At 61.9% G+C, this 24,155-nt stretch carries 19 protein-coding genes; 11 read left to right on the forward strand and 8 right to left on the reverse strand.

What is annotated here, in order from left to right; genetic code table 11:
- Nucleotides 1-557 precede the first annotated feature (557 nt).
- A complete protein-coding gene (dnaA, locus tag NT26_RS00005; protein WP_052636592.1) occupies nucleotides 558-2,120 on the forward strand; it encodes a chromosomal replication initiator protein DnaA in 1,563 nt (520 codons plus the stop codon).
- 68 nt (nucleotides 2,121-2,188) lie between these two features.
- Here the strand turns inward: dnaA and hemW are convergent, their stop codons facing one another.
- Genes hemW through rph form a run of 4 tightly spaced genes read right to left on the reverse strand, consistent with a single transcriptional unit; the run spans nucleotide 2,189 to nucleotide 5,174 of the window.
- Nucleotides 2,189-3,373, reverse strand: a complete 1,185-nt coding sequence (hemW, locus tag NT26_RS00010) for a radical SAM family heme chaperone HemW (protein ID WP_052636594.1) — start codon at nucleotides 3,371-3,373, stop codon at nucleotides 2,189-2,191.
- Nucleotides 3,374-4,018 carry an RdgB/HAM1 family non-canonical purine NTP pyrophosphatase gene (gene rdgB / locus NT26_RS00015; protein ID WP_052636597.1) on the reverse strand — a complete coding sequence of 215 codons (645 nt, stop codon included), beginning with the start codon at nucleotides 4,016-4,018 and terminating at the stop codon, nucleotides 3,374-3,376.
- A 13-nt stretch (nucleotides 4,019-4,031) separates the two neighbouring features.
- Complete coding sequence (locus NT26_RS00020; protein WP_052636598.1) at nucleotides 4,032-4,442, reverse strand: VOC family protein; 411 nt, start codon at nucleotides 4,440-4,442, stop codon at nucleotides 4,032-4,034.
- 12 nt (nucleotides 4,443-4,454) lie between these two features.
- Nucleotides 4,455-5,174, reverse strand: a complete 720-nt coding sequence (gene rph, locus NT26_RS00025) for a ribonuclease PH (RefSeq protein WP_052636600.1) — start codon at nucleotides 5,172-5,174, stop codon at nucleotides 4,455-4,457.
- A 174-nt stretch (nucleotides 5,175-5,348) separates the two neighbouring features.
- Between rph and hrcA the strand changes: the two genes are divergently transcribed.
- Together hrcA and grpE are read left to right on the forward strand one after the other, a co-directional pair.
- Complete coding sequence (gene hrcA, locus NT26_RS00030) at nucleotides 5,349-6,431, forward strand: heat-inducible transcriptional repressor HrcA (protein ID WP_052641593.1); 1,083 nt, start codon at nucleotides 5,349-5,351, stop codon at nucleotides 6,429-6,431.
- A gap of 87 nt (nucleotides 6,432-6,518) precedes the next feature.
- Complete coding sequence (grpE, locus tag NT26_RS00035; RefSeq protein ID WP_052636602.1) at nucleotides 6,519-7,178, forward strand: nucleotide exchange factor GrpE; 660 nt, start codon at nucleotides 6,519-6,521, stop codon at nucleotides 7,176-7,178.
- 75 nt (nucleotides 7,179-7,253) lie between these two features.
- Here the strand turns inward: grpE and ptsN are convergent, their stop codons facing one another.
- Together ptsN and hpf are read right to left on the reverse strand one after the other, a co-directional pair.
- Entirely contained in the window at nucleotides 7,254-7,715 is a 462-nt protein-coding gene (gene ptsN, locus NT26_RS00040) for a PTS IIA-like nitrogen regulatory protein PtsN (RefSeq protein WP_052636604.1), read from the reverse strand.
- A 65-nt stretch (nucleotides 7,716-7,780) separates the two neighbouring features.
- Nucleotides 7,781-8,353 carry a ribosome hibernation-promoting factor, HPF/YfiA family gene (hpf, locus tag NT26_RS00045; RefSeq protein WP_052636606.1) on the reverse strand — a complete coding sequence of 191 codons (573 nt, stop codon included), beginning with the start codon at nucleotides 8,351-8,353 and terminating at the stop codon, nucleotides 7,781-7,783.
- A gap of 300 nt (nucleotides 8,354-8,653) precedes the next feature.
- Between hpf and NT26_RS00050 the strand changes: the two genes are divergently transcribed.
- The 5 genes from NT26_RS00050 (at nucleotide 8,654) to olsB (ending at nucleotide 13,784) form a co-directional block, all read left to right on the forward strand.
- Nucleotides 8,654-9,742 (forward strand): class I SAM-dependent methyltransferase, encoded by a 1,089-nt coding sequence (locus tag NT26_RS00050; RefSeq protein WP_082077586.1) that lies wholly within the window; start codon nucleotides 8,654-8,656, stop codon nucleotides 9,740-9,742.
- A complete protein-coding gene (locus NT26_RS00055; protein WP_052636608.1) occupies nucleotides 9,739-10,599 on the forward strand; it encodes a TrmH family RNA methyltransferase in 861 nt (286 codons plus the stop codon). The genes NT26_RS00050 and NT26_RS00055 overlap by 4 nt, the downstream gene beginning before the upstream one ends.
- A complete protein-coding gene (gene lspA, locus NT26_RS00060; protein WP_052636610.1) occupies nucleotides 10,596-11,105 on the forward strand; it encodes a signal peptidase II in 510 nt (169 codons plus the stop codon). Before NT26_RS00055 ends, lspA begins: the two co-directional genes overlap by 4 nt.
- 56 nt (nucleotides 11,106-11,161) lie before the next feature.
- Nucleotides 11,162-12,814 carry a hybrid sensor histidine kinase/response regulator gene (locus tag NT26_RS00065; RefSeq protein WP_052636612.1) on the forward strand — a complete coding sequence of 551 codons (1,653 nt, stop codon included), beginning with the start codon at nucleotides 11,162-11,164 and terminating at the stop codon, nucleotides 12,812-12,814.
- Nucleotides 12,815-12,914: 100 nt separating this feature from the next.
- Nucleotides 12,915-13,784, forward strand: coding sequence for a l-ornithine N(alpha)-acyltransferase (gene olsB / locus NT26_RS00070; RefSeq protein ID WP_052636614.1), 870 nt, complete (start codon nucleotides 12,915-12,917; stop codon nucleotides 13,782-13,784).
- 3 nt (nucleotides 13,785-13,787) lie between these two features.
- Here the strand turns inward: olsB and NT26_RS00075 are convergent, their stop codons facing one another.
- Nucleotides 13,788-16,073, reverse strand: a complete 2,286-nt coding sequence (locus NT26_RS00075) for an NADP-dependent malic enzyme (protein ID WP_052636616.1) — start codon at nucleotides 16,071-16,073, stop codon at nucleotides 13,788-13,790.
- A gap of 198 nt (nucleotides 16,074-16,271) precedes the next feature.
- On the opposite strand from NT26_RS00075, the gene mutS reads away from it, so the two are divergent.
- From mutS to murJ, 3 genes are all read left to right on the forward strand, one after another.
- Nucleotides 16,272-18,923, forward strand: a complete 2,652-nt coding sequence (gene mutS / locus NT26_RS00080; protein ID WP_082077784.1) for a DNA mismatch repair protein MutS — start codon at nucleotides 16,272-16,274, stop codon at nucleotides 18,921-18,923.
- 115 nt (nucleotides 18,924-19,038) lie between these two features.
- The gene (locus tag NT26_RS00085; protein WP_052636620.1) at nucleotides 19,039-21,879 is read left to right on the forward strand and encodes a [protein-PII] uridylyltransferase; all 2,841 of its coding nucleotides are present in this window, start codon (nucleotides 19,039-19,041) and stop codon (nucleotides 21,877-21,879) included.
- Nucleotides 21,876-23,447, forward strand: a complete 1,572-nt coding sequence (murJ, locus tag NT26_RS00090; protein ID WP_052636622.1) for a murein biosynthesis integral membrane protein MurJ — start codon at nucleotides 21,876-21,878, stop codon at nucleotides 23,445-23,447. Before NT26_RS00085 ends, murJ begins: the two co-directional genes overlap by 4 nt.
- 3 nt (nucleotides 23,448-23,450) lie before the next feature.
- Here the strand turns inward: murJ and NT26_RS00095 are convergent, their stop codons facing one another.
- Nucleotides 23,451-23,885 (reverse strand): YcbK family protein, encoded by a 435-nt coding sequence (locus NT26_RS00095; RefSeq protein ID WP_052636624.1) that lies wholly within the window; start codon nucleotides 23,883-23,885, stop codon nucleotides 23,451-23,453.
- Nucleotides 23,886-24,155 lie beyond the last annotated feature (270 nt).

Consider the following 24,155-nt stretch of genomic DNA (forward strand, 5'->3'; position numbering starts at 1 on the left):
CGAATCCTATTGATTCGACAGGGATTCTCGGGAGCGCCTTTCAAGCGATGCAAACCGGGTCGGAAGAGTCAACGCTTGCCAATTAATTTTGGGTAAAAATCAGCATTGATCTCCACCTCCGATCCTGCCTAAATGGCTTCAGCAAGGGCACGGGGACGACTTCAAGAAAGCCGCCGCCATTCGCGTTTTACCGGCGCGGAGCAGCAGCTTTTTCGCTCTTGTTGCGGACTGCGATGTCCGCTTTCCATGTAACCAAAGGTTGTGCGCCGGATTCCTGTCGGGAATGCGAACGGGACGGGTGTGCGACGACTGGCTTCGGCCGGAGACAAGGAGGAAGTAAGGACGGGTCTCGTCAGGACGAGGATGGGAGCCCGGGTAAACGGTCGCGGAGACGCGGCGTTAGGTCCGAGAAGCGGTATCTTTGACTGTACCGCAACGTTGACAAAGGACGCAGGGACGGCTCGACGATGATGCAGCAGCAGGTCGAGCTTGCGAGATCGAGGATGGTCTGGCGGCAGCGGTGCCGCTGGTGCAGGAACTAGAAGGCGGCAGAATAAATGCAGACGAATACGGCGGCACGTGCATTGGGCGAGGCGGACCATGTACGACAGGCATTCGAGACATCATCGACGCAGACAAAAGAGGTAAGCTCGGACATGACGGATGAAGCTCTCTTCGGTCGCGTAAAGCAGCGGTTGAAGGCCCAGGTTGGTGCCGATGTATACACAAGCTGGTTTGGTCGCCTAAAGCTTCATTCCTTCTCCAAGAGCGTCGTTCGGCTGAGCGTTCCGACCACCTTTTTGAAATCGTGGATCACCAACCGCTATCTTGACCTGATCACCAGCATCTTTCAGGCGGAGGAGCCGGGCATCCTGAAGGTGGAGATCCTGGTTCGCAGCGCCAGCCGCAATCCGCGTCCGGTTTCCGCAGAAACTAGCCCTCAGGCCACAGAGGCCGCCCCCGTCGCTACGCCCTCTGCCTCGCGGCAATCGGCATCCCGCGAAATCGGCAAGATTGCCACCTTTCCGACAGCCGCGGCGAGCCCGCGACCGAGTGCTGCCGCGCCGCTGTTCGGCTCACCGCTCGATTCCCGCTTCACCTTCGATACCTATGTGGAGGGTCCGTCCAATCGGGTAGCGCTGGCTGCGGCCCGAACGATTGCCGAGGCTGGCGCCGGCGCCGTCCGGTTCAACCCACTGTTCATCCACTCCGGTGTCGGTCTCGGAAAGACGCACCTGCTCCAGGCGATTGCCAATGCCGCCGTCTCCAGCGCCCGCGCGCCGCGCGTCGTCTACCTGACTGCCGAATATTTCATGTGGCGCTTCGCAACCGCGATCCGTGACAACAACGCCCTGACGCTCAAGGATTCGCTGCGCAATATCGACCTTCTGATCATCGATGACATGCAGTTCTTGCAGGGCAAGATGATCCAGAACGAGTTCTGCCACCTGCTCAATACCTTGCTCGACAGCGCCAAGCAGGTGGTCGTGGCCGCCGACCGTGCGCCTTGGGAACTGGAGTCCCTGGACCCGCGCGTCCGTTCGCGCCTGCAGGGCGGCGTGGCGATCGAGATGGAAAGCCCCGACTATGAGATGCGCTTCGAAATGCTGAAGCGTCGCCTGGAGGCGGCTCAGCAGGAAGACGCCTCGCTGGACATCCCGGTCGAAATCCTCTCGCATGTGGCCCGCAATGTCGCCAATAGCGGTCGCGAACTGGAAGGTGCATTCAACCAGTTGCTCTTTCGCCGCTCGTTCGAGCCTTCGCTGTCGATCGAGCGCGTCGATGAACTGCTCGCCCATCTGGTCGGCACTGGAGAGGCAAAGCGCGTCCGCATCGAGGACATCCAGCGGATCGTCGCCCGTCACTATAACGTCTCGCGACAGGAACTCGTTTCCAATCGCCGAACACGAGTCGTGGTGAAACCGCGCCAGATCGCCATGTATCTGGCGAAGACTCTGACGCCTAGGTCATTCCCGGAGATCGGTCGCCGCTTCGGCGGACGCGACCATACGACGGTACTTCATGCTGTACGAAAGATTGAAGACCTGATCTCGGGCGACAGCAAGCTCTGCCACGAAGTGGAGCTTCTGAAGCGGCTGATCAACGAGAACAATGCCTGATCAAGATAGGCCGGCAGAGATGCCGGCCTTCTCGTTTATCCGGCAGGGGCCGGTTGCTGTCCAAATCCCTAGCAGGCCAGATCCGCGACCACGGCGTCCAGGATGAGCATTCCCTTAGGGGTGCAGCGCAGCCTCGAATTGCCAAGCCGTTCGATAAAGCCGTGTTCCAGTAAGGTCTCCTCCCGTGCGGGATCGGGATCCCGGCCGGACAGTTGCTGCCAGCGGGCAAGGTCGACGCCCTCGGTCAATCTCAGCCCCATCAACAGCAGTTCGTCGGCCTGCTCGTCGCGGCCGAGGTCCTCCTGGTCCACAAGGCCGTGTCCCTGTTGCTCTACGAGTTCCAGCCATGTCTCGGGACGCCGTTCGGTCGCTGTCCCGATCTTGGCCGCGCCGCGTGTGAGGCGGCCGTGTGCTCCCGGCCCGATCCCCGCATAGTCGCCATAGCGCCAGTAGGTGAGGTTATGGCGGCTTTCGGCGCCCGGTCGGGCATGGTTTGAAACCTCATACGCCGGCAGTCCGTGACGGGCGGTGATCTCCTGCGTCGCCTCGTAGAGGTTCGCAGACTGATCGCCGTCGGGCACGACAAGCTTGCCGGCCTTGTGAAGGCCGTAGAACGGCGTGCCTTCCTCGATGGTGAGCTGGTAGAGCGAGAGGTGGTCGACGGCATAGGAGATCGCCTGCTCGAGCTCGGCCTCCCATGCCTCGACCGTCTGCCCTGGACGGGCATAGATGAGGTCGAAGCTCATGCGGGGAAAGATCTCCCGCGCCAGGCGGACCGCCTTCAGCGCATCGGTCACGTCATGGAGCCGGCCCAGAAATTTCAGGTCGGCATCGTTGAGGGCCTGCACGCCCAAAGACACGCGGTTTACGCCTGCCGCCCGATAGCCGCGGAACCGCTCCGCCTCGACGCTGGACGGATTGGCTTCCATGGTGATCTCGATCCCATCCGGCACATGCCAGTACCGGGCAATGCCGTCGAGGACTGCGGCGACCGTGCCCGGCTCCATCAGCGACGGCGTTCCGCCGCCGAGGAAGATACTGGTAACGGTCTTCGGCCCGCTCATCTGACGCATGGTGGCCATCTCCCGCAGGAAGGCGGCGGTAAAGCGAGGCTGGTCGACAGGCTGGTGCCGGACATGGCTGTTGAAATCGCAGTAGGGACACTTCGCCGCGCAGAACGGCCAATGCACATAGATGCCGAAGCCGGGTTCCCCGGTATCGGGCAGAAGGGGCGCGTCGGGGTTGAACGGCACTCAGCTCTCCAGGCAGGTTTCCACGAAGCGCTTGAATGCGCGGGCGCGGTGCGAAAGCGCATCGGAACCCCCGGGCTTCCAGCCGTGCTTTTCTTCCGAGCTCATCTCGCCGAAGGTAGTGTCATAGCCCTTCGGCTGGAAGACCGGGTCGTAACCGAAGCCCTTGTCTCCCCGGGGCGGCCAGACGACGCTGCCCTCGACCTCGCCACGAAAGAACTCCGTATGGCCATCCGGCCAGGCAAGGCAAAGCACGCTCACGAAACGGGCGGTGCGCTGCTCGGCGGTGGTCGCCCCGCGCTCTAAGAGCGCCTTCTCGACCTTCTCCATAGCCATGATGAAATCGCGGCTGCCGTCCTCGCGCTCTGCCCAGTTGGCAGTGTAGACGCCCGGTTGCCCATCGAGTGCATCGACGACGAGGCCGGAATCGTCGGAGAGCGCCGGAAGGCCGGATGCCGTGGCGGAGGCCAGTGCCTTGATAGCCGCGTTTTCCTCGAAGGTCGTACCGGTCTCGGCCGGCTCCTCCAGCGCCAGTTCAGCCGCAGATTTCGCGCTGAAGCCGAACGGAGCAATGAGCTCGGCGATCTCGCGGATCTTGCCGGCATTGTGGCTGGCGACGACGATCGTCCTGGTGTCGAGTTTGCGCATGTTCCTGATTTCCTCAGCCGATGGACCAGAGGCCCGGTTCGGCGCATTCGAGACTGTTGCCCGCCGGATCGCGGAAGTAGATCGACCGGGCGCCGTTCGGCCATATCACGTCGCTCTCGATCGCGACGCCTGCCTTCTTCAGCGTGTCGGCGACAGCGTCGAGATTGCTGCGGGCGACCCGAAAGCAGGCATGGCCTGCACCTGTCGCGCCATGTGGCGGGACTTGCGGCCCGTTCTCGGCAGGCGGCTTCACCGTCTCGTCCGGATTGAAGACAAGCAGCACGCCTTGCCCGCACCGGAAGAAGACATGGCGGTTGCTGGCCCGGACGATCCGCTCCAGTCCCAGGATGCCGCCGTAGAAACCCTCTGCCGCATCGAGATCTTCGGCATAGAGGGCGGTCTCGAGCATCCCTTCGATCAGCATCGCGCTCTCCGGTCAGGCAGTGATGGCCTGCTTCTGAAGTGCCACCAGTTCCTCGGTCCCCGCCTTCGCCAGCGCCAGCAGTGAAAGGAACTCTTCCTGGCTGAACGGTGCACCCTCGGCGGTTCCCTGTACCTCCACGATACCGCCCGTGCCGGTCATGACAAAATTGGCATCCGTTTCGGCGGCGGAATCTTCGAGATAGTCGAGGTCGATGACCGACTGTCCAGCGAAGATACCGCAGGAGATCGCCGCGACGTGGTCCTTCAGGACCTTGTCGAGCTTCGTCATCGAACGGGCTTCCATCCATTTCAGGCAGTCGTGCAGAGCAATCCAGCCGCCCGTGATGGCAGCGGTTCGCGTGCCGCCGTCCGCCTGGATGACGTCGCAGTCGATGGTAATCTGCTTTTCCCCAAGCGCGCTCAGGTCCACCACGGCGCGAAGCGAGCGGCCGATCAGGCGCTGGATTTCCTGGGTGCGCCCGCCTTGCTTGCCGGACGCAGCTTCGCGCTTCATCCGATCACCGGTCGCGCGAGGCAGCATGCCGTATTCGGCCGTCACCCAGCCCTTGCCGCTGTTGCGAAGCCATGCCGGAGGCTTCTCCTCAAGGCTCGCGGTGCAGAGGACGTGGGTGTCGCCGAAGCGGACGAGGCAGGACCCTTCCGCATGTTTCGAGAAGTTGCGCTCGAAGGAAACCTTGCGCATCTGGTCGGTTTTTCTGCCTGAAGGCCGCATGTCATGCTCCTGAGAATTTCCTAGGCGTTCTACGGACGTCGCCCGGCATTTGCAAAGGAAAAGGGGCAAGGCGTGTCTCGGAGCGGTCCCGAAGGCGCGCAGAACTTCCGTATGGCGAAGACCGCGCCGGATCACTATATTCCACCCAGACAAACCGAGGGCTTCAAGGGAACGATGGGATTGATGGAACGAAGGGAAAGCGGCGCGGTGCTTGACGACCGTTCGCGTGAGATCTTCAGACGCATCGTCGAAAGCTACCTTGAAACCGGAGAACCACTTGGTTCTCGAAATCTTTCCCGCCTCCTGCCTATGTCGCTGTCGCCGGCATCTGTCCGCAATGTCATGAGCGATCTGGAAGAGCTCGGCCTCATTTATTCTCCACACGTCAGCGCAGGTCGATTGCCGACCCAGTCCGGCCTGCGCTTTTTCGTCGATGCCTTCATGCAGGTTGGTGATCTCTCGGAGGAGGAGCGGACGAGCATTGAACGCCAGATCCGCCCGGAGGACCGCGACCGACCGCTTGAGAGCCTGATGCACGATGCCAGCCGGATGCTCTCCGGTGTCTCGCGCGGCGCCGGCATCGTCGTCACCACCAAGAGTGATCCTATCCTCAAGCATGTAGAGTTCATCCGGCTGGAGCCGACCAAGGCCCTGGCGGTCCTGGTAGGCGAACATAACCAGGTCGAAAACCGGATCATCGACCTGCCTGCGGGAGTGACCTCCTCGCAACTGACAGAAGCCGCAAACTTCCTGAATGCTCATCTGACGGGCCAGACTCTCCTTGAGCTTCGCGCCGAACTCGAGAGGCTGAAGACGCAGGTTCAGACGGAGTTGACCGCGCTGTCGCAGGATCTCGTGCAGCGCGGCCTGGCCGTCTGGTCCGGGACGCGCGAAGACGGCAAGCCGAACCAGTTGATCGTACGCGGGCGCGCAAACCTGCTCGAAGGAATGACGGGTCTCGACGATCTGGACAGGCTGCGCCTGCTCTTCGACGATCTGGAGAAGAAGGACAGCCTCATCGAGATACTGAACCTTGCCGAAAGTGGGCCGGGCGTCAGAATCTTCATTGGGTCGGAGAACAAGCTCTTCTCGCTCTCGGGCTCGTCCCTGATCGTCGCGCCCTACAGGGATCAGGAAGAACGCATCGTGGGGGCCGTCGGCGTGATCGGCCCGACACGGCTTAACTATTCGCGGGTCGTCCCGATGGTCGACTATACCGCCCAGCTTCTGGCGCGCCTGACCCGGAAGCCACGATAACACCCCATTCTCGGACCAGCCTTGATTTTTGAGGTCCAAACCTCGATATCGGGCACGACTTTGTGAACTAAGATACCGGAGATGGTCATGACCGACGAGACAAAGAAAACCGGACCTGACGCGGGCAAGCACGAAACCGCCGCGGAAAATGCTGCCGAGGCTGTGGCATCGGGGCAGCAGGATCAGGAGACGGTTGAGGGTGGTGAATCTCGGATCGCCGAGCCTGATCCCATCGAGGCAATCAGGGCCGAAAATACCGATCTTCGCGATCGTTTCCTGCGTATGGCCGCCGAGATGGAAAACCTGCGTCGTCGTACGGAACGCGATGTGAAGGACGCGAAGTCCTATTCGGTCGCCGCCTTCGCGCGTGACATGCTGGCCGTCTCCGACAATCTCCGTCGGGCGATCGATGCCGTCCCGGCCGAAATTCGTGCCGCGGCCGACCAGAGCCTGACCTCGCTGCTCGAAGGCGTGGAAATGACCGAACGTTCGATGCTGTCTGCGCTCGAACGCCACGGCGTGAAGAAGATGGACGCCGAGGGCCAGAAGTTCGATCCCAACTTCCACCAGGCCATGTTCGAGATCCCCAATCCCGAAGTGCCGAACAACACCATTCTCCAGGTGGTTCAGGCGGGTTACACGATCGGTGAGCGTGTCTTGAGGCCTGCCATGGTTGGCGTTTCCAAAGGGGGGCCGAAGGTCGAAGGGACCACCGCCCCCGGCGAGAGCGAAACGACGAACGGCTGACAACCTCTCCGTAAACGCAAAATAGCCGCCCGCTGCCATAGGCGACGGGCGGCTATTTCAGTCTCAGTTCTGTTGTCAGGCGGCGGTTGCCTGTTCCTGGTTCAGGAAGGCGTAGATCGCCGATGCCGAATCCGTCTGGCGAAGCTTCGCGACAAGTTCCTGGTCGCGCAACACGCGGGCGATCCGCGAAAGCGCCTTAAGGTGGTCTGCTCCGGCCCCTTCGGGAGCAAGCAGAAGGAATACAAGGTCGACGGGTTCATCGTCGAGAGCCTCGAAGTCAACGGGCGTTTCAAGTCGCGCGAAGACACCGCTAATGGACGAAATACTGTTAAGCTTGCCATGCGGAATGGCCACGCCGTGACCGACGCCGGTTGAACCCAACCGTTCCCGCTGCAGAATGACGTCGAAGATCTCCCGCTCGGCAACCCCGGTGAGCTTGGAGGCCCTGGAGGCCAACTCCTGCAACAGCTGCTTCTTGGAATTTACTTTCAGGGCGGGAATAATCGCATCTTGCTGTAGCAAATCTGCCAAAGCCATTCTCTTCTTCCTTTTTACCACCGCAAGGTGGAGGGAGCGTCGTCGCCGACGCTCTCCCAGAATCGTTAGCCTTTGATATTGGTGGAGTCGATCCAGCCGATATTGCCGTCGTTGCGGCGATAGACGATGTTCAGGTCTTCCTTGCCGGGGCTCCGGAAAAGCAGGACCGGCTCGTCCGTCATGTCCAGGGCCATGACAGCGGTAGCGACCGACATCGTGCGCAACTGCTTGGAACTTTCCGCCACGATGGTGGGCGCGAAATCCTCTGGCAGTTCCTCGTCTTCTTCCGGAATGGCATCCATGACGGTGTAGGCGATCTCCTGGCCGTTGCCGTGGGAACCGCCATGATGGTCCTTCAGCTTGCGCTTGTAGCGCCTAAGGCGCTTCTCGATGCGCTCTGCGGCGGCATCGAAGCTCAACTGCGGATCGTTAGCCTGGCCTGCTGCATGCAGGACAATGCCGGTATCGAGATGTATCTTGCAATCGGCTGAGAAACGCGATCCGGATTTCTCCACGATCACCTGACCTGCGTACCCCCCATCGAAGTACTTGGCGACAGCCTCGCCGATCTGGTCCTCGATCCGCTGGCGGAACGATTCACCGATCTCCATCTGTTTACCAGATACACGCACACTCATGGATTGGTTCCTTCTTATCGTGACTTGCGTGTTTCAGTCTACGCCAACCATCCACCTCATCCAAGCGCTTCACGCGGCACCGGGATGTTTTTAGGAGGCATGGCGAGTGGGTAAGGGTGCTTGCTTTTGTCCGTTGCAATTGCGGCGGGCTTCTACGCCTGTGGACCTCTAAAGTCAACGCATCCCTAATGGACGCCCCAGAGTAGAAGGTCTCCGGTGACCCTCGCCGGCTCTAAAGCCCTTTGCCAACTGCCGGGGCAATTGCTATTTGCAGCGAAACGTCAACCGATCGGATGTGCAGTGAAAAACAGGGAAAAACGCACGGAGCGGAGACCCGGCACGAGCGGCAGCCCGCGTTCCGCGCGCCCCCGTCCCGGCGGGCCGGCAAAGGGAGAGCGCGAGGGAGGATCTGTCGCTGGCGGCCGAGCGGCGGCCGAGCCTGCGCCACAGCGGCCTCTTATCCAGCGGGTCGGCGAACGCCCGTCTGAGCGCGTGCCGGTCATACTCGAGTCACGCGGCGCCGGGGACTTTCACCTGATCGACAGCGGCAATGCGTTGAAGCTCGAGCAATATGGGCCTTATCGGATCGTGCGGCCGGAGGCGCAGGCGCTCTGGCAGCCGTCGCTCCCCCCTTCTGTCTGGGAGAAGGTCGATGCCGTCTTCACCGGAGATACGGACGAGGACGGCATTGGACGCTGGCGCTTTCCGAAGGAGGCGCAGGGAGAAACCTGGCCCCTGTCGCTGCTTGGCGTCGATTTCCTCGGCCGGTTCACCTCTTTCCGCCATGTCGGCGTGTTCCCGGAGCAGATCGTCCACTGGGAGTGGATGAAGCAGCAGGTCGAGAGTGCTGACCGCCCGCTCAAGGTGCTGAACCTCTTCGGTTATACGGGGGTTGCCTCGCTTGTCGCGGCAGCTGCCGGCGCCGAGGTCACCCATGTGGACGCATCGAAGAAGGCGATCGGTTGGGCTCGCGAGAACCAGGCCCTGTCGCGCCTGGAGCGGGCGCCGATCCGATGGATTTGCGAAGACGCCATGAAGTTCATCCAGAGGGAGGAACGGCGAGGCAACCACTACGATATTATCCTGACCGATCCGCCGAAGTTTGGCCGCGGTCCCAATGGCGAAGTCTGGCATCTGTTCGATCACCTGCCCCTTATGCTGGACGTCTGCCGCGAGCTGCTCTCTCCGCGCGCTGTCGGTCTGGTGCTGACCGCCTATTCGATCCGGGCGAGCTTCTATTCGATCCACGAACTGATGCGCGAGACGATGCGCGGCGCGGGCGGTGCCGTGGAATCGGGAGAACTGGTCATCCGCGAAACGGGCATCGACGGCGGTGCTGTCGGTCGTGCCCTGTCAACCTCCCTATTCAGCCGCTGGGTGCGCGAATGAGCAATGATCACCACAACGAGGGTTCTCGGCGCGTCGGCCAGGTAAAGGAGGTGACCAGCCTCTCAAACCCGATCGTCAAGGATATCAAGGCGCTCAGCAACAAGAAGGATCGCGAGCAGAGCGGGACCTTCATGGCAGAAGGGCTGAAGCTGGTCATCGATGCGCTGGAACTGGGCTGGACTATCCGGATCCTCGCCTATGCGAAGGCCGCCAAGGGAAAGCCTCTGGTGGAACAGGTAGCTGCCCGCACCATCGCCAAGGGGGGGCTCGTGCTCGAAGTCAGCGAGAAGGTCCTCTCCTCCATCACGCGTCGAGACAATCCGCAAATGGTGGTCGGCATTTTTGAGCAGCGTTGGACACCGCTTGACGACCTCCGGCCGAGCCAAGGGGTGACCTACGTGGCCCTCGATCGCGTCCGCGATCCGGGCAATCTGGGCACGATCATCCGCACCGCGGACGCGGCCGGTGCCTCTGGCGTGATTCTGGTCGGGGAATGTACCGATCCCTTCTCTCTGGAAACCGTCCGCGCCACAATGGGATCCGTTTTCGCAGTCCCGCTCGCCAGAGCTACCACCGAGGAGTTCTTTGCGTGGCAGAAACGTTCGGGGGCCCAGGTCGTCGCAACCCATCTCGCCGGCGCGGTTGACTATCGGACAGTCAATTATGAAAAGAAACCGACGGTCCTGCTGATGGGTAATGAACAATCAGGTCTTCCCGAGGCACTGGCGAAGTCCGCCGATCGACTGGTGCGCATCCCACAGCAGGGCAGGGCAGACAGCCTCAATCTTGCGGTCGCGACGGCGGTCATGCTCTTTGAGGCCCGCCGTCATCTCCTGAAGCTGGAGGACGCCGGATGATCGTAGCGACTGCTTCCAGGTTCTCACGTCCGCTCGTCGCCGTAGTGCTTATCGTCATTGCCGTCGTGCTGGATCAGGCGGTCAAGCTTGCGGTCGAAGCCTATCTGCCGCTGGAAGAGGCGGTTCCTATCCTGCCGATGCTGGCGCTCTACCGGACCTACAATCTCGGCGTCGCCTTCTCTCTCCTGTCGGGAATGGAGAGGGAGTTCATCATCGGCATGCGGGTCGTGATTGTCGCCTTCGTGCTCTGGCTCTGGCGCCGCACGCCCGGGGAACGTGGTTTCGCCCATCTCGGATTCACTCTCATCGTCGCAGGCGCGATCGGCAACCTGATCGATGGGTTCGTCTATGGCCACGTGATCGATTACATTCTCTTCTATACGCAGACCTGGTCTTTCGCCGTCTTCAACCTTGCCGACAGTTTCATATCGATCGGGGCTGCCCTGGTCATCCTGGATGAGCTTCTGGGGTCGCGGAAGGCTGCCCGCGCCAGCGAGAGCGAGTAGAGATTTGTTAGCTTTGCAGGTGCAATGTTCGGGGAAACTGTGCCGGGCCATTTCCGATGCGTTTCCCCTTTGCCACCTTGAAGGATCGCCTGCCGCGGCTGCGTGACAGCTGCTCGGTCTTTATAGATCGCATTTCCGGCAGGCGGCTGCGTGACGCAGAAGCGGAGAGCGCCGCAAAATCCCGCCAGATTGCCACGGTCGTGCACGAACTGCGAACGCCGCTGAACGGCATCCTCGGCATGACCCATCTTCTCGGACAGACGCGGCTTACCGCCGAACAGCAGAACTATCTGAGCGGCATCCGCCAGTCGGGGCATGCGCTGGTCCAACTCGTAGAAGATCTCCTAGACTTCTCGACGCTCGAAGCGGGACGCTTTCGCCTCAACAACCGGACCGCTAGCATCCGTCAGCAGATCGAGACGGTCGTGGAAATGCTCGCACCGCGCGCGCATGAGAAGGGCATAGAGCTCGCCGCGACGGTTGCTGCAGACGTACCGGAACTGCTTGAGTTCGATCCCGCCCGTCTTCGGCAGGTGCTTTTCAACGTGATCGGCAATGCCGTGAAGTTCACGGAACGCGGCGGCGTCCTGATCAGCGTCCGCGCGGACGGTTCGGACGTCGTCATCGCCGTCGCCGACACTGGTCCCGGAATGGATGCCGATGCCCGGATACGGCTGTTCCGCGAGTTCGAGCAGATGGGTAATGCGGCCCAGCGCAGTGGCGGAACAGGTCTCGGGCTTGCGATAGCCCTTCACATATTGCGGGAACTCGGCGGCAACCTCTTGGCGGTGAGCGAGCCTGGCCTGGGCACCACCTTCACGGTCCGTTTCCCGCTGACGCTTGCCGAGGATGCGCCGGCGGGCGCTACTCGGCGAGGAAGCTTGCTGGAGCGAAATCGGGTCCTGTTGCTGGCACCGGCCGGGCCGGCGGCCACGGCAACCGTTACGACGATCGAAACGCTGGGGGGAACCTGCCGCCATGTCGAGAGTACGGCGGATGCAGCCGAGCTGCTCAACGGTGATCTAGCACTGACGCCCTTTACCGATCTGATTGTCGATCATCGGCTGGCGGCCCAGCCGATAGATAGCCAGATGAGCGGTCCGCTGCACCGCATCCTCCTCGTCAACCCGGAAGAGCGGGCCTCGCAGCCGCAGGAGCTGTATGACGCTTGGCTGATACGGCCGCTGCGTGAGAAATCGCTGATCGATGTCCTGTCCGGCCGCCTCAGGGGCTCTCGGAGCCGCGACGAAGCAAACCTTTCGGCCGGATCGACAACCGAAGCGATGAACTCACCTGCAGTGTCGAGGCTACATGTCCTTGTCGCAGAGGATGATCCCGTCGGAGCGAAACTGGTCAGCGCTGCTCTGAGGAAAGGGGGCCACCGCGTGGATGTCGTCGACAATGCAAGATCGATTCTCGATCATGCCGCGATACCGGACGGTCGCCCCGATGTCATTGTCACCGACCTTCACATGCCGGGTATGCCCACGATGGAGGCACTGGCTGAACTGCGGCGGCATGAAGCTTTGAACACTCTTTCAGCCACGCCGGTCATCGTGCTTTCCGGAGATGCTTCAGGACAGTCGCTGGTCGGTTCGGAAGCACTCGGCATAAGCGCGCGGCTCGGGAAGCCGACGGACCCTCAGCATCTGCTGCAACTGGTCGAACAGTTGGCCTCGCGTAAGGTGGCGCCAACGGAACTGCATTGACGGGCGGCTCTGCCCCAACCTATTGTGACACCCATTGTCATTTTTCTGTTGCGGGAAGATGATTATACGGCGGTGAGTTGAACCTGTGGGGCAAATCACCATGGCGCTAGACCTTCTGAAGCATGACGTGAACGCGAACCCCAGCCAGACTCTGGTTCAGCAGCCGGCCGAGGAGATCCTTGGACGGATCGGCAGTCTGGAAACGCGGCTTGCGCGGACGGCGCGTGAAGTGGATGCGGCACAGGCCGTCCGCTACCGCGTGTTCGTGGAGGAGATGAAGGCACAACTGCCCCCAGAGGCGATGCGCCTTCACCGTGACATCGATACCTTCGATGCCATCTGCGACCATCTCCTCGTCATCGATCTTGCCATCGAGGGTGAGATCGAGGACCAGATCGTCGGCACTTACCGCCTGTTGCGCCACCAGGTGGCCATGTCCCATGGCGGCTTCTACAGCGCCTCGGAGTTCGAGATCGAGCCGTTGCTTGCGCGTCATCCCGACAAGCTGTTCATGGAACTGGGTCGCTCCTGCGTCCTGCCGGCCTATCGGACGAAGCGGACAGTGGAACTTCTCTGGCAGGGCAACTGGGCCTATGCGCTGAAGCACGGCATGGCTGCCATGTTCGGCTGCGCCTCCTTTCCAGGGATACATCCGGAGGAGCATGCCCTGGCGTTGTCTTTCCTCCAGCACAATGTGAGTGCGAAGGGCGAATGGGCCGTAGCGGCACGCCCGGACCTGCGCCGGGAGATGGACCTCGTGCCGCCTGAAGGGATAGACACGCGCAAGGCGCTGGCGGCCATGCCGCCGCTGATCAAAGGCTATCTCCGCCTCGGCGCAATGATTGGCGACGGCGCGGTGGTGGATGCGGCCTTCAACACCACCGATGTGCTGGTCGTGTTGCCGATTTCCGCGATCTCGAACCGCTATATCAACTACTATGGCGCCGATGCCGGACGTTTTGCCAGCTGACCGCTAACTCCCCGCGTTGTAGGCGGCGATCGCCGCCATGTTCACGATGTCGGAATCCTTGGCGCCCATCGACGTGATCTGCACCGATTTGTCGAGCCCAACCAGAAGCGGGCCGATCACGGTCGCCGCGCCCAGTTCCGCCAGCATGCGGGTCGAGATAGATGCCGAATGAATGGCCGGCATCACCAGGACATTGGCCGTGCCGGAGAGGCGGCAGAAGGGATACTGCTCCATTCGCTGCGGATTGAGTGCGATGTCGGCGGCCATCTCACCATCATACTCGAAGTCGACACGGCGACGGTCGAGGATCTTGACCGCCTCCCGCACACGCTCGGAGCGTTCCCCGGTGGGCTGGCCGAAGGTCGAATAGGCGAGCAGGGCGACGCGTGGCTCGTAGCCCATGCGGCGCGCAACCCGGGCAGCTTCGACGGCGATATCCGCAAGCTCCTCCGCCGTCGGCATGTCGTGAACCGCCGTATCTGCGACGAACACCGTCCGGCCGCGGGACAGGGCGAGCGACACGCCGATGACGCGGTGGCCCGGTTTGGTGTTGATGCAGCGGCGAATGTCCTGCAGCGCCGTTGCATAGTTCCGGGTCGTGCCTGTGACCATTGCATCCGCGTCACCGACGGCAACCATGGTCGCGGCGAAGTGATTGCGGTCGTTGTGGATCAGGCGCTGCACGTCCCGCAACAGGAAGCCTTTTCGCTGCAGGCGCTCGTAAAGATAATCGATATAGGCGTCCACACGCGTCGAGATGCGTGCGTTGACGATTTCGATGTTCGGCCGTTCGAGGTCGATTCCTGCCTTCTCCGCCGTCGTTCTGATGACGTCATCGCGCCCGAGCAGGATGGCAGTACCGAGTTGGTGATGGGCAAAGGAGACAGCCGCCCGCATCACCTGCTCCTCCTCGGCCTCGGCGAAAACGACACGTTTGGGGAGGCGGCGCACGCGCTCGTAGATACCTTGCGTCGTCGCTGCGATCGGGTCGCGCCGAGCCGACAACTCTCGCGCATAAGCGGCAAGGTCCGGAATATTCTTTTGCGCAACGCCGCTTTCCATCGCGGCTTCTGCAACCGCGACCGGAATGGCAGAAATCAGCCGCGGATCGAAGGGCACGGGGATGATGTACTGGGATCCGAATATCGGGCGGTTGCCCTGGTAGGCGGCCGCGACATCGTCCGGCACGTCCTCGCGCGCCAGACTTGCCAGCGCCCGGACGGCGGCGATCTTCATCGCATCGTTGATCTGTGTGGCCCGCACGTCCAGCGCACCACGGAAGATATAGGGAAACCCGAGGACGTTGTTGACCTGGTTCGGATAGTCGGAACGGCCGGTCGCCATGATCGCGTCGTCGCGGATGCGGGCCACCTCCTCCGGCGTGATCTCCGGATCGGGATTGGCCATGGCGAAGATGATCGGCCTGTCGGCCATCGAACGGATCATCTCCTCGGAGAAGGCGCCCTTCTGCGAAAGCCCGAACACGACATCCGCACCGTCCATCGCCTCCGCCAGCGTCCGCTTGTCCGTCTTGGCGGCATGAGCGGATTTCCACTGGTTCATTCCCTCGGAGCGGCCCTGGTAGATGACCCCCTTGGTGTCGCAGAGGATGATGTTGTCCGCGTTGAATCCCATGGCCTTGATAAGCTCGACGCAAGCGATCGCAGCAGCACCGGCGCCGTTGCAGACGAGCCGGGTATTTTTGAGGTCCCGCCCAGTCAGTTCCAGGGCATTGACCAGGCCGGCGGCAGCAATGATCGCGGTCCCGTGCTGGTCGTCATGGAAGACGGGAATGTCCATCATCTCGCGCAGGCGGCTCTCGATGATGAAGCATTCGGGCGCCTTGATGTCCTCGAGATTGATGCCTCCGAAGGAGGGGCCGAGGAAGCGGACGCAGTTTACGAACTCGTCGACATTTTCCGTGTCCACTTCCAGGTCGATGGAATCGACATCGGCGAAGCGCTTGAAGAGGACGGCCTTGCCTTCCATGACCGGCTTCGACGCCAGCGCACCGAGATTGCCAAGTCCCAGGATTGCCGTTCCGTTGGAGATCACCGCCACCATGTTGCCACGGGTGGTATAGTCGTAGGCGGTGGCGGGATCGGCGGCGATTGCCTTGACCGGCACCGCGACACCGGGGGAGTAGGCCAGAGACAGATCCCGCTGCGTCGCCATCGGCTTGGTTGGGTTGATCTCCAGCTTGCCGGGCCTGCCCTCGGCATGGAAGGCGAGCGCTTCGCTTTCCGTTACGGATGTGCGCGTTCGGGCGGCCTTCTCATTCACTGGCATTCCTCCTCCCAGCTTCCTGTGGGCAGCCGTTCTTCTGGCTGCGGCGGCTGTTGTCTTTCCGGGGCCAACATCGATAGTGTCGGCAATTCCCCTGCGCAACAAAAAACCGGTTCCGTGACGCAATTTGAAAGATTCTCCATCGACGCGCTGACCACGGCTGAACTGGCCACGGCAGAAAGCCGCGCATCGGCAACGCCGATGATGGAGCAGTATATCGAGATCAAGGCGAACAACCCGGATTCGCTCCTCTTCTACCGGATGGGAGACTTCTACGAGCTCTTCTTCGAAGATGCGGTAGAGGCGTCCCGCGCGCTGGGGATCACGCTGACCCGCCGCGGGCAGCACATGGGCCAGGACATCCCCATGTGCGGCGTCCCTATCCACGCCGCCGACGACTACCTGCAGAAGCTCATTTCGCTCGGCTTCCGGGTGGCCGTATGCGAGCAGGTCGAGGATCCGGCAGAGGCGAAGAAGCGCGGTTCGAAATCGGTGGTGAAGCGCGACGTCGTCCGGCTCGTGACGCCGGGAACGCTGACCGAGGAAAAGCTGCTTTCCCCCTCGGAATCAAACTACCTGATGGCGCTCGCACGTATTCGTGGTGGAGCCGATCCTCAGCTGGCGCTAGCCTGGATCGACATCTCGACCGGCGTCTTCCGGCTTGCCGAAACCGATCAGTCGCGACTTCTCGCCGACATCCTGCGGATCGATCCACGCGAACTGATCGTGCCAGACACGATGTTTCACGATGCCGAACTGAAGCCGGTGTTCGACGTTCTGGGCAAGGTTGCGGTCCCGCAGCCGGGCGTTCTCTTCGACAGCGCCAGCGCCGAAGGGCGCATTGCCCGCTATTTCAGTGTCGGCACCCTCGACGGTTTCGGCAGCTTTTCCCGGGCAGAACTGGCGGCGGCTGCGGCTGCGGTCGCCTATGTGGAGAAGACGCAGATATCCGAGCGGCCGCCGCTCGGCATTCCCGAGCGAGAGAGCGCCGCCTCGACCCTCTTAATCGACCCGGCCACCCGTGGCAATTTGGAACTGACGCGGACCCTGTCCGGTGACCGGGACGGGACGCTTCTTAAGGCCATCGACCGGACCGTGACTGGCGGCGGTGCCCGCCTGCTTGCCGAGCGACTGATGTCGCCGTTGACCGACCCGGTCCAGATCAATCGAAGGCTGGATTCGATCTCCTTCCTTATCGACGAGCCGTCGCTCTGCTCCGAGCTCCGAACAGCGTTGCAGCATGTGCCGGACATGCCGCGAGCCCTATCACGCCTTGCACTCGACCGAGGTGGCCCGCGTGACCTAGGCGCGATACGGCGCGGCCTCGAGGTGTCTCGTGCCGTCGCATCCTTCCTGGAGAAATCGATGCTGCCGGAGGAACTCGCAACGGCGCTGGACGATCTTCGCTCCCTCCCGCCAACCTTGGAGCAGCGGCTCGCGGAGATGCTGGCCGATGACCTGCCGCTCCTGAAGCGCGACGGCGGCTTCCTGCGCGAAGGCGCCGATACGGAACTCGACGAGGTGCGGGCGCTGCGCGACCAGTCCCGGCGCGTCATTGCGGGACTGCAACTGCAATATGCCGAGGAAACGGGGATCCGGTCCCTGAAGATCAAGCACAACAACGTGCTGGGTTATTTCATCGAGGTCACTGCGGGCAGTGCCGGTCCGATGACTGACGGTCCGGAGGCGAAGGCACGCTTCATCCATCGGCAGACGATGGCGAATGCGATGCGCTTCACTACGACCGAGCTTGCAGATCTGGAAAGTCGAATCGCCAACGCCGCCGATCGTGCGCTGGCGATCGAACTGGCCGCTTTCGATCGTATGGTCGAGGCGACCATCGGTGAGGCCGAGGCCATCAAGAAGGGCGCGCGTGCGATCGCTGTCGTGGACGTGGCAGCGGCTCTGGCCCTGCTCGCGGAAGAATGGAGCTATCGCCGGCCGACGGTGGACGCCTCCCGCATGTTCGCGATCCAAGGCGGCCGCCATCCGGTCGTGGAGCAGGCGCTGCGGCGGCAGTCGGAAGGCCCCTTCATCGCCAATGACTGCGATCTCTCGCCTTCGCAGGACGGGGAGTTCGGGGCTGTCTGGCTGCTGACAGGCCCCAACATGGGGGGCAAGTCGACATTCCTTCGGCAGAATGCGCTGATCGCCATCCTCGCCCAGATGGGGTCCTTTGTTCCGGCGTCGTCCGCGCATATCGGGGTGGTCGACAGGCTGTTTTCACGCGTCGGAGCCTCCGACGATCTCGCCCGGGGCCGGTCCACCTTCATGGTGGAGATGGTCGAGACGGCTGCCATCCTCAACCAGGCGACCGATCGCTCGCTGGTCATTCTCGATGAGATCGGCCGGGGAACGGCCACCTTTGACGGTCTCTCCATTGCATGGGCGGCGGTCGAGCATCTGCATGAGATCAACCGCTGCCGCGGGCTCTTCGCCACCCATTTCCACGAGCTGACGGTTCTGTCGGAGAAGCTGAACCGGCTTTCGAATGCCACGATGCGGGTCAAGGAATGGGATGGAGAAGTGGTCTTTCTCCATGAAGTCGGAGCGGGTGCCGCAGATCGATCCTACGGTATTCAGGTCGCGCGTCTCGCCGGCCTGCCTGCCTCCGTGGTCGCGCGGGCAAGGGACGTGCTGACGAAGCTGGAGGATTCCGACCGAAAGAACCCGGCGAGCCAGTTGATCGATGACCTGCCGCTGTTTCAGGTGGCCGTCCGGCGCGAGGAGCAGCGGAGGGTAGGGCCATCCAAGGTGGAAGAAGCCTTGAAGGCGATCAATCCGGACGACATGACGCCGCGCGAGGCGCTTGAGGCGCTTTATGCGCTGCGCAAGCAACTGCCGCGCGACTGAGGAATGCCAGTCATTCTCCGGCACACGAAGTGTGAACGTTGGATGATGATTAGTATTGGCCAGTCCGCAGCGGAGCGGATATAGGCTCCATTCGGGCCGGCATCAGCGGGATAAAATGGTTCAGGACGCGATCGATCTCTCCGACATCCTCGACGTGGAAGCGCTGCGGGCAGATTGTCTTGCGGCTCTGCAGGACGAAGGCAAGTCGGCACTGGATCGACGCGCTGCGGTGCTTGCGGTGTTGAGGAGTGCCAGCACCGAGGGCCGAAAGAAGATCCGCCGGCTGCTGGACGAGGATGGCGGTGGTCTCGCCTGCGCCCAGCGCCTTTCATGGCTGCAGGACCAGGTGATCCAGATCCTGCATGTGGCGGTGGCAGAGACCCTCCAACCGGAGGCAAGCAGCATCGCGGTCGCGGCTGTTGGTGGATATGGCCGTGACACTCTGGCGCCCGGTTCGGATATCGACCTGCTCTTCCTGCTGCCTGCAAAGAATTCCGACGCCATGCGGAAGGCGATCGAGTTCTTGCTCTATGTCCTCTGGGACATGGGCTTCAAGGTCGGCCATGCAACCCGCACCGTGGAGGAGTGCATCCAGCTTTCCAAGACGGACATGACGATCCGCACGGCGATCCTCGAAAGTCGCTATGTCTGCGGCGCTGCGGCCCTGGTGGCGGAGCTGGAGAAGCGGTTCGATGCGGAGATTGTCGCCGGAACGGGTGAGGAGTTCGTCGCCGCCAAGCTGGCGGAACGCGATCTGCGCCACCAGAAATCTGGCGATACCCGCTATCTCGTGGAGCCGAACGTCAAGGAAGGCAAGGGTGGTCTGAGAGACCTCCATACGCTCTTCTGGATCGCCAAGTACTACTACCGCATCCGCAACGCGCAGGAACTGATCAAGTTGGGCGTCCTCTCTCGCCATGAATGGAAGGTCTTCCAGAAGTCGGAAGATTTCCTTTGGGCTGTTCGCTGCCACATGCACTTTTTGACAGGCAAGGCGGAGGAGCGGCTTTCCTTCGACATCCAGCGCGAGATCGCCGAAAGCCTCGGCTATCATTCGCGGCCAGGCCTATCTGCCGTCGAGCGCTTCATGAAGCACTACTTCCTGGTGGCAAAGGACGTCGGCGACCTGACCCGGATCTTCTGCGCGGCGCTTGAGGACGAGCAGGCAAAGGAAGCACCTGGTCTGAAGCGGGTCATCTCGCGCTTCACCAAGCGTGTGCACAAGATTCCCGGGACCGTGGAATTCGTCCAGGATCGCGGCAGGATCACCTTAGCGGATCCCGATGTCTTCAAGCGCGATCCCGTCAACATTATCCGCTTTTTTCACGTTGCCGACATCCATGGGCTTGAGTTTCATCCGGATGCATTGAAACGCGTTACCCGTTCGCTCTCCCTCATCGGCAACGAGGTGAGGGAGGATGAGGAGGCAAATCGCCTCTTCCTTTCGATGCTGACATCTCGCCGGCAACCTGCGCTGATGCTGCGCCGCATGAACGAGGCCGGCGTACTGGGGCGGTTCATCCCCGATTTTGGTCGGATCGTCTCGATGATGCAGTTCAACATGTATCACCACTATACGGTGGACGAGCATCTGATCCGTTCTGTCGATGCTCTGTCGGAGGTCGACAATGGCGGGGCGGCGGACATTCACCCGCTCGCCAACAAGCTGATGCCCTCGGTCGAGGAGCGGGAGGCTCTCTACGTCGCTGTCCTGCTTCACGACATTGCCAAGGGGCGGCAGGAGGATCATTCCGTTGCAGGCGCGCGCATCGCCCGCAAGCTCTGCCCCCGCTTCGGCCTCAACACCAAGCAGACGGAACTGGTCGCCTGGCTGATCGAGGAGCATCTGCTGATGTCGATGACAGCCCAGACCCGCGACCTCCACGACCGCAAGACGATCACGGACTTCGCCGAGAAGGTTCAGTCCATGGACCGGTTGAAGCTTCTGCTGATCCTGACGATCTGCGACATCCGTGCAGTTGGCCCTGGTGTCTGGAACGGCTGGAAGGGGCAATTGCTGCGCACGCTCTACTACGAGACCGAGCTTCTCCTCTCCGGCGGCTTCTCGGAACTTTCGCGCAAGGAGCGCGCCCAGCAGGCCGAGCAGGAGCTCTACGACGCACTCGCCGACTGGAACCAGAAGGACCGGCGGGTCTATTCGCGGCTGCATTATCCGCCCTACCTTCTGTCGGTGCCACTGGAGGACCAGGTTCGCCATACCCGCTTCATACGGGAGGCTGACCAGAAGCGGCAGGCACTGGCCACCACGGTGAGGACCCATTCCTTCCACGCCATCACCGAGATCACCGTCCTCGCACCGGACCATCCCCGGCTGCTTTCCGTCATCGCAGGGGCCTGCTCCGCCGCCGGAGCCAATATCGCCGACGCGCAGATCTTCACGACTTCCGATGGCCGCGCGCTCGACACGATCCTCATCAATCGTGAGTTTCCGGTCGATGAAGACGAGCTTCGCCGGGCGGCCACGATCGGGCGGATGATCGAGGACGTGCTTTCGGGGAAGAAGCGTTTGCCGGAGGTGATCGCTACGCGCGCGAAGGCAAAGCGACGCAACAAGATGTTCGACATCCCGCCGTCGGTGATCCTTTCCAACGGCCTGTCGAACAAGTTCACCGTCGTCGAGGTCGAGTGCCTCGACCGTCCGGGACTTCTGGCGGAAATCACCGCTGTTCTCGCGGACCTGTCGCTCGACATCCACTCGGCGCGCATCACGACCTTTGGCGAGAAGGTGATTGATACCTTCTACGTGACCGATCTGCTTGGTACGAAAATCACCAACGAGAACCGGCAGGGCAATATTTCGGCACGCTTGAAGGCAGTGATGGCCGAGCAGGAGGACGAACTGCGGAGCGGCATGCCCTCCGGGATCATCGCGCCGGCTCCCATGCCCGCCCGGCGGGTCCAAGCCGCCCCGCGTCGTCCAAAGGCCGACGCATGAGCCTCGTCCGCAAGTTCGCAACGGTCGGTGGTGCAACTCTCGGCAGCCGCATCTTCGGCTTTGCCCGGGAAACAATGATGGCGGCCGCGCTCGGCACCGGCCCGATGGCGGACGTCTTCTACGCGGCATTTCGTTTTCCCAACCTCTTCCGGCGGTTGTTTGCCGAGGGAGCGTTCAACGCCGCCTTCGTCCCGCTCTTTTCCAAAGAGATCGAGACGCACGGGGTGGAGGGCGCCAAGCGGTTCTCGGAGGAGGTGTTCGGCGTCCTGTTCTCGGCCCTGCTGCTGATCACCATCGCCATGGAACTGGCCATGCCCTGGCTGGTGGATTGGATCATCGCTCCGGGCTTTGCCGGTGACGCGGAGAAATCGGCGCTCACGGTCCGGCTGGCAGCCGTGATGTTCCCCTATCTCATGTGCATGTCGCTGACGGCGATGATGAGCGGTATGCTGAATTCGCTTCATCATTTCTTTGCCGCCGCGATCGCGCCGGTTTTCCTCAACGTGGTGATGATCGCGGCGCTCGCCTATGCGTGGTGGAGCGGTGCCGATCCTCTGGCGACTGCCTGGTATCTCTCTTGGAGTGTCCTCGTCGCGGGTGTGCTCCAGCTTTCCGTGGTCTACTTCGGTGTTCGTCACGCGGGCATCAGCATCGGATTTCGTCGCCCGCGCATGACGCCCAACGTCAAGCGACTTCTGGTTCTTGCCGTGCCTGCGGCGATTACCGGCGGGATCACGCAGATCAACCAGATCATCGGCCAGGCAATCGCATCCGGCAAGGAAGGGGCGATCGCCGCGCTTCAATACGCCGACCGCATCTATCAGTTGCCGCTGGGCGTGGTCGGCGTGGCGGTGGGTGTGGTCCTCCTGCCGGAACTGTCGCGGGCGCTGAAGGCCGGCCACATGAAGGAGGCAGCCGGCATTCAGAACCGGTCGCTCGAATTCGTTCTGTTCATGACCCTGCCGGCCGCTGCGGGGCTCTGGGTCCTGTCCGAGCCGATCATCCGTGTGCTCTACGAACGGGGTGCCTTCTCTGCGGAAAACACGACCGTGGTGGCCTCGATTCTGGCCATTTACGGCATAGGGCTTCCGGGTTTTGTGATGATCAAGGCGCTCCAGCCGGGATTTTATGCGCGCGAGGATACCCGCACGCCCATGCGGTTCACGATCATCTCGGTGATCGTCAATTCAGGGCTTGCAATCACGCTTTTCCCGATCCTGGCGGAGCGTGGCATTGCCACCGCCGAGGCTGCGGCAGGCTGGATCAACACGATCCTGCTGTTCTCCACCCTGCTCTGGAGAGGGGATCTCGTTTGGGAATGGGCGCTCCTGCGTCGAACGCTGCTACTCATCGTTTCCGCGGGCGTGATGGCTGCCACCCTGACCTATGCTTTGCCATATGCGGCGCCCTGGCTCTTGCCGCAGGTGCCGCTTCTGCAGCAGATCGCAGCACTTGCCGCACTGATCGCGCTAGCAGTCACGGTCTATTTCCCGGTCGCCTTCCTCATCGGCGGTGCCGAAATCGGCATGATCCGCAGGAACCTCAGGCGATCCCGCCCGAAGGGATAGCGATCACCTCCGACGTCCGCAGTGAGCCCAACGGCGCTTTGGCCCGATATCCACGTGCACGAGGCCGTTGCAGTATCGGCCGATGCCGCCGATGCCTGGAGCGCTGGCAGCGACTGCCAGGATCTTCTTCTCGGATACACCGGGGACGCGGATATCGGCGGCGTAGCAGTTGCTATGCTGCGACCGACCGGAGCGTGGGCGGTGGCCGGAGGTCACGACGGGCCTCTTGCCGGTATGGACGGCGATATGGGCCAGGATGGCCTTCAGCTTCGAAGGGAAGCAACTGGTCCTGACGCTGATCCGCTGGACCGTATAGGCAGCTGTATAATCGTGCTTGAATATATTGCCGCGGCGCTTCTGTGAGTTGTCGGCTTCAGCAACACTGCTCAGGCCGATCGAGAGTAGAGAGGCAAGCGCGACACGAAGAACAATGCGCATGGTATCCCCCTATGGCTGGCTCAAAATCATCTTGAGCCTTCTTAGGTCGTCGAAAAATGGTTCCAGAAAGTGTCTCAAATATGGAGGAATATTTTGCTGGTGCTGCGGGTGATCGCCACTCGGTCCGTCGCTTGGGCGCCACCCCGCTTCGGCAGCGGAAGAAATTTTCGAAAGGCAAAAGGAATCAGTGCCCAAGGCGACACATCGGAAGCTATGCAAAATTGGCGCAAGCAAGACAGAATATGCCAAAAAATGCGGCGACATTCGGCG

Origin of the sequence: Pseudorhizobium banfieldiae (genome assembly GCF_000967425.1) — a bacterium.
GTDB classification, from domain to species: Bacteria; Pseudomonadota; Alphaproteobacteria; order Rhizobiales; family Rhizobiaceae; genus Neorhizobium; species Neorhizobium banfieldiae.

Bases quoted from the DNA above. Each gene is read 5' to 3' on its own strand.
- dnaA (WP_052636592.1), top strand. From the start codon at position 558: ATGCAGACGAATACGGCGGCACGTGCATTGGGCGAGGCGGACCATGTA.
- rdgB (WP_052636597.1), bottom strand. From the start codon at position 4,018: ATGCGCAAACTCGACACCAGGACGATCGTCGTCGCCAGCCACAATGCC.
- NT26_RS00020 (WP_052636598.1), bottom strand. From the start codon at position 4,442: ATGCTGATCGAAGGGATGCTCGAGACCGCCCTCTATGCCGAAGATCTC.
- rph (WP_052636600.1), bottom strand. From the start codon at position 5,174: ATGCGGCCTTCAGGCAGAAAAACCGACCAGATGCGCAAGGTTTCCTTC.
- hrcA (WP_052641593.1), top strand. From the start codon at position 5,349: ATGGGATTGATGGAACGAAGGGAAAGCGGCGCGGTGCTTGACGACCGT.
- grpE (WP_052636602.1), top strand. From the start codon at position 6,519: ATGACCGACGAGACAAAGAAAACCGGACCTGACGCGGGCAAGCACGAA.
- ptsN (WP_052636604.1), bottom strand. From the start codon at position 7,715: ATGGCTTTGGCAGATTTGCTACAGCAAGATGCGATTATTCCCGCCCTG.
- hpf (WP_052636606.1), bottom strand. From the start codon at position 8,353: ATGAGTGTGCGTGTATCTGGTAAACAGATGGAGATCGGTGAATCGTTC.
- NT26_RS00055 (WP_052636608.1), top strand. From the start codon at position 9,739: ATGAGCAATGATCACCACAACGAGGGTTCTCGGCGCGTCGGCCAGGTA.
- lspA (WP_052636610.1), top strand. From the start codon at position 10,596: ATGATCGTAGCGACTGCTTCCAGGTTCTCACGTCCGCTCGTCGCCGTA.
- NT26_RS00065 (WP_052636612.1), top strand. From the start codon at position 11,162: ATGCGTTTCCCCTTTGCCACCTTGAAGGATCGCCTGCCGCGGCTGCGT.
- olsB (WP_052636614.1), top strand. From the start codon at position 12,915: ATGGCGCTAGACCTTCTGAAGCATGACGTGAACGCGAACCCCAGCCAG.
- NT26_RS00075 (WP_052636616.1), bottom strand. From the start codon at position 16,073: ATGCCAGTGAATGAGAAGGCCGCCCGAACGCGCACATCCGTAACGGAA.
- mutS (WP_082077784.1), top strand. From the start codon at position 16,272: ATGATGGAGCAGTATATCGAGATCAAGGCGAACAACCCGGATTCGCTC.
- NT26_RS00085 (WP_052636620.1), top strand. From the start codon at position 19,039: ATGGTTCAGGACGCGATCGATCTCTCCGACATCCTCGACGTGGAAGCG.
- murJ (WP_052636622.1), top strand. From the start codon at position 21,876: ATGAGCCTCGTCCGCAAGTTCGCAACGGTCGGTGGTGCAACTCTCGGC.
- NT26_RS00095 (WP_052636624.1), bottom strand. From the start codon at position 23,885: ATGCGCATTGTTCTTCGTGTCGCGCTTGCCTCTCTACTCTCGATCGGC.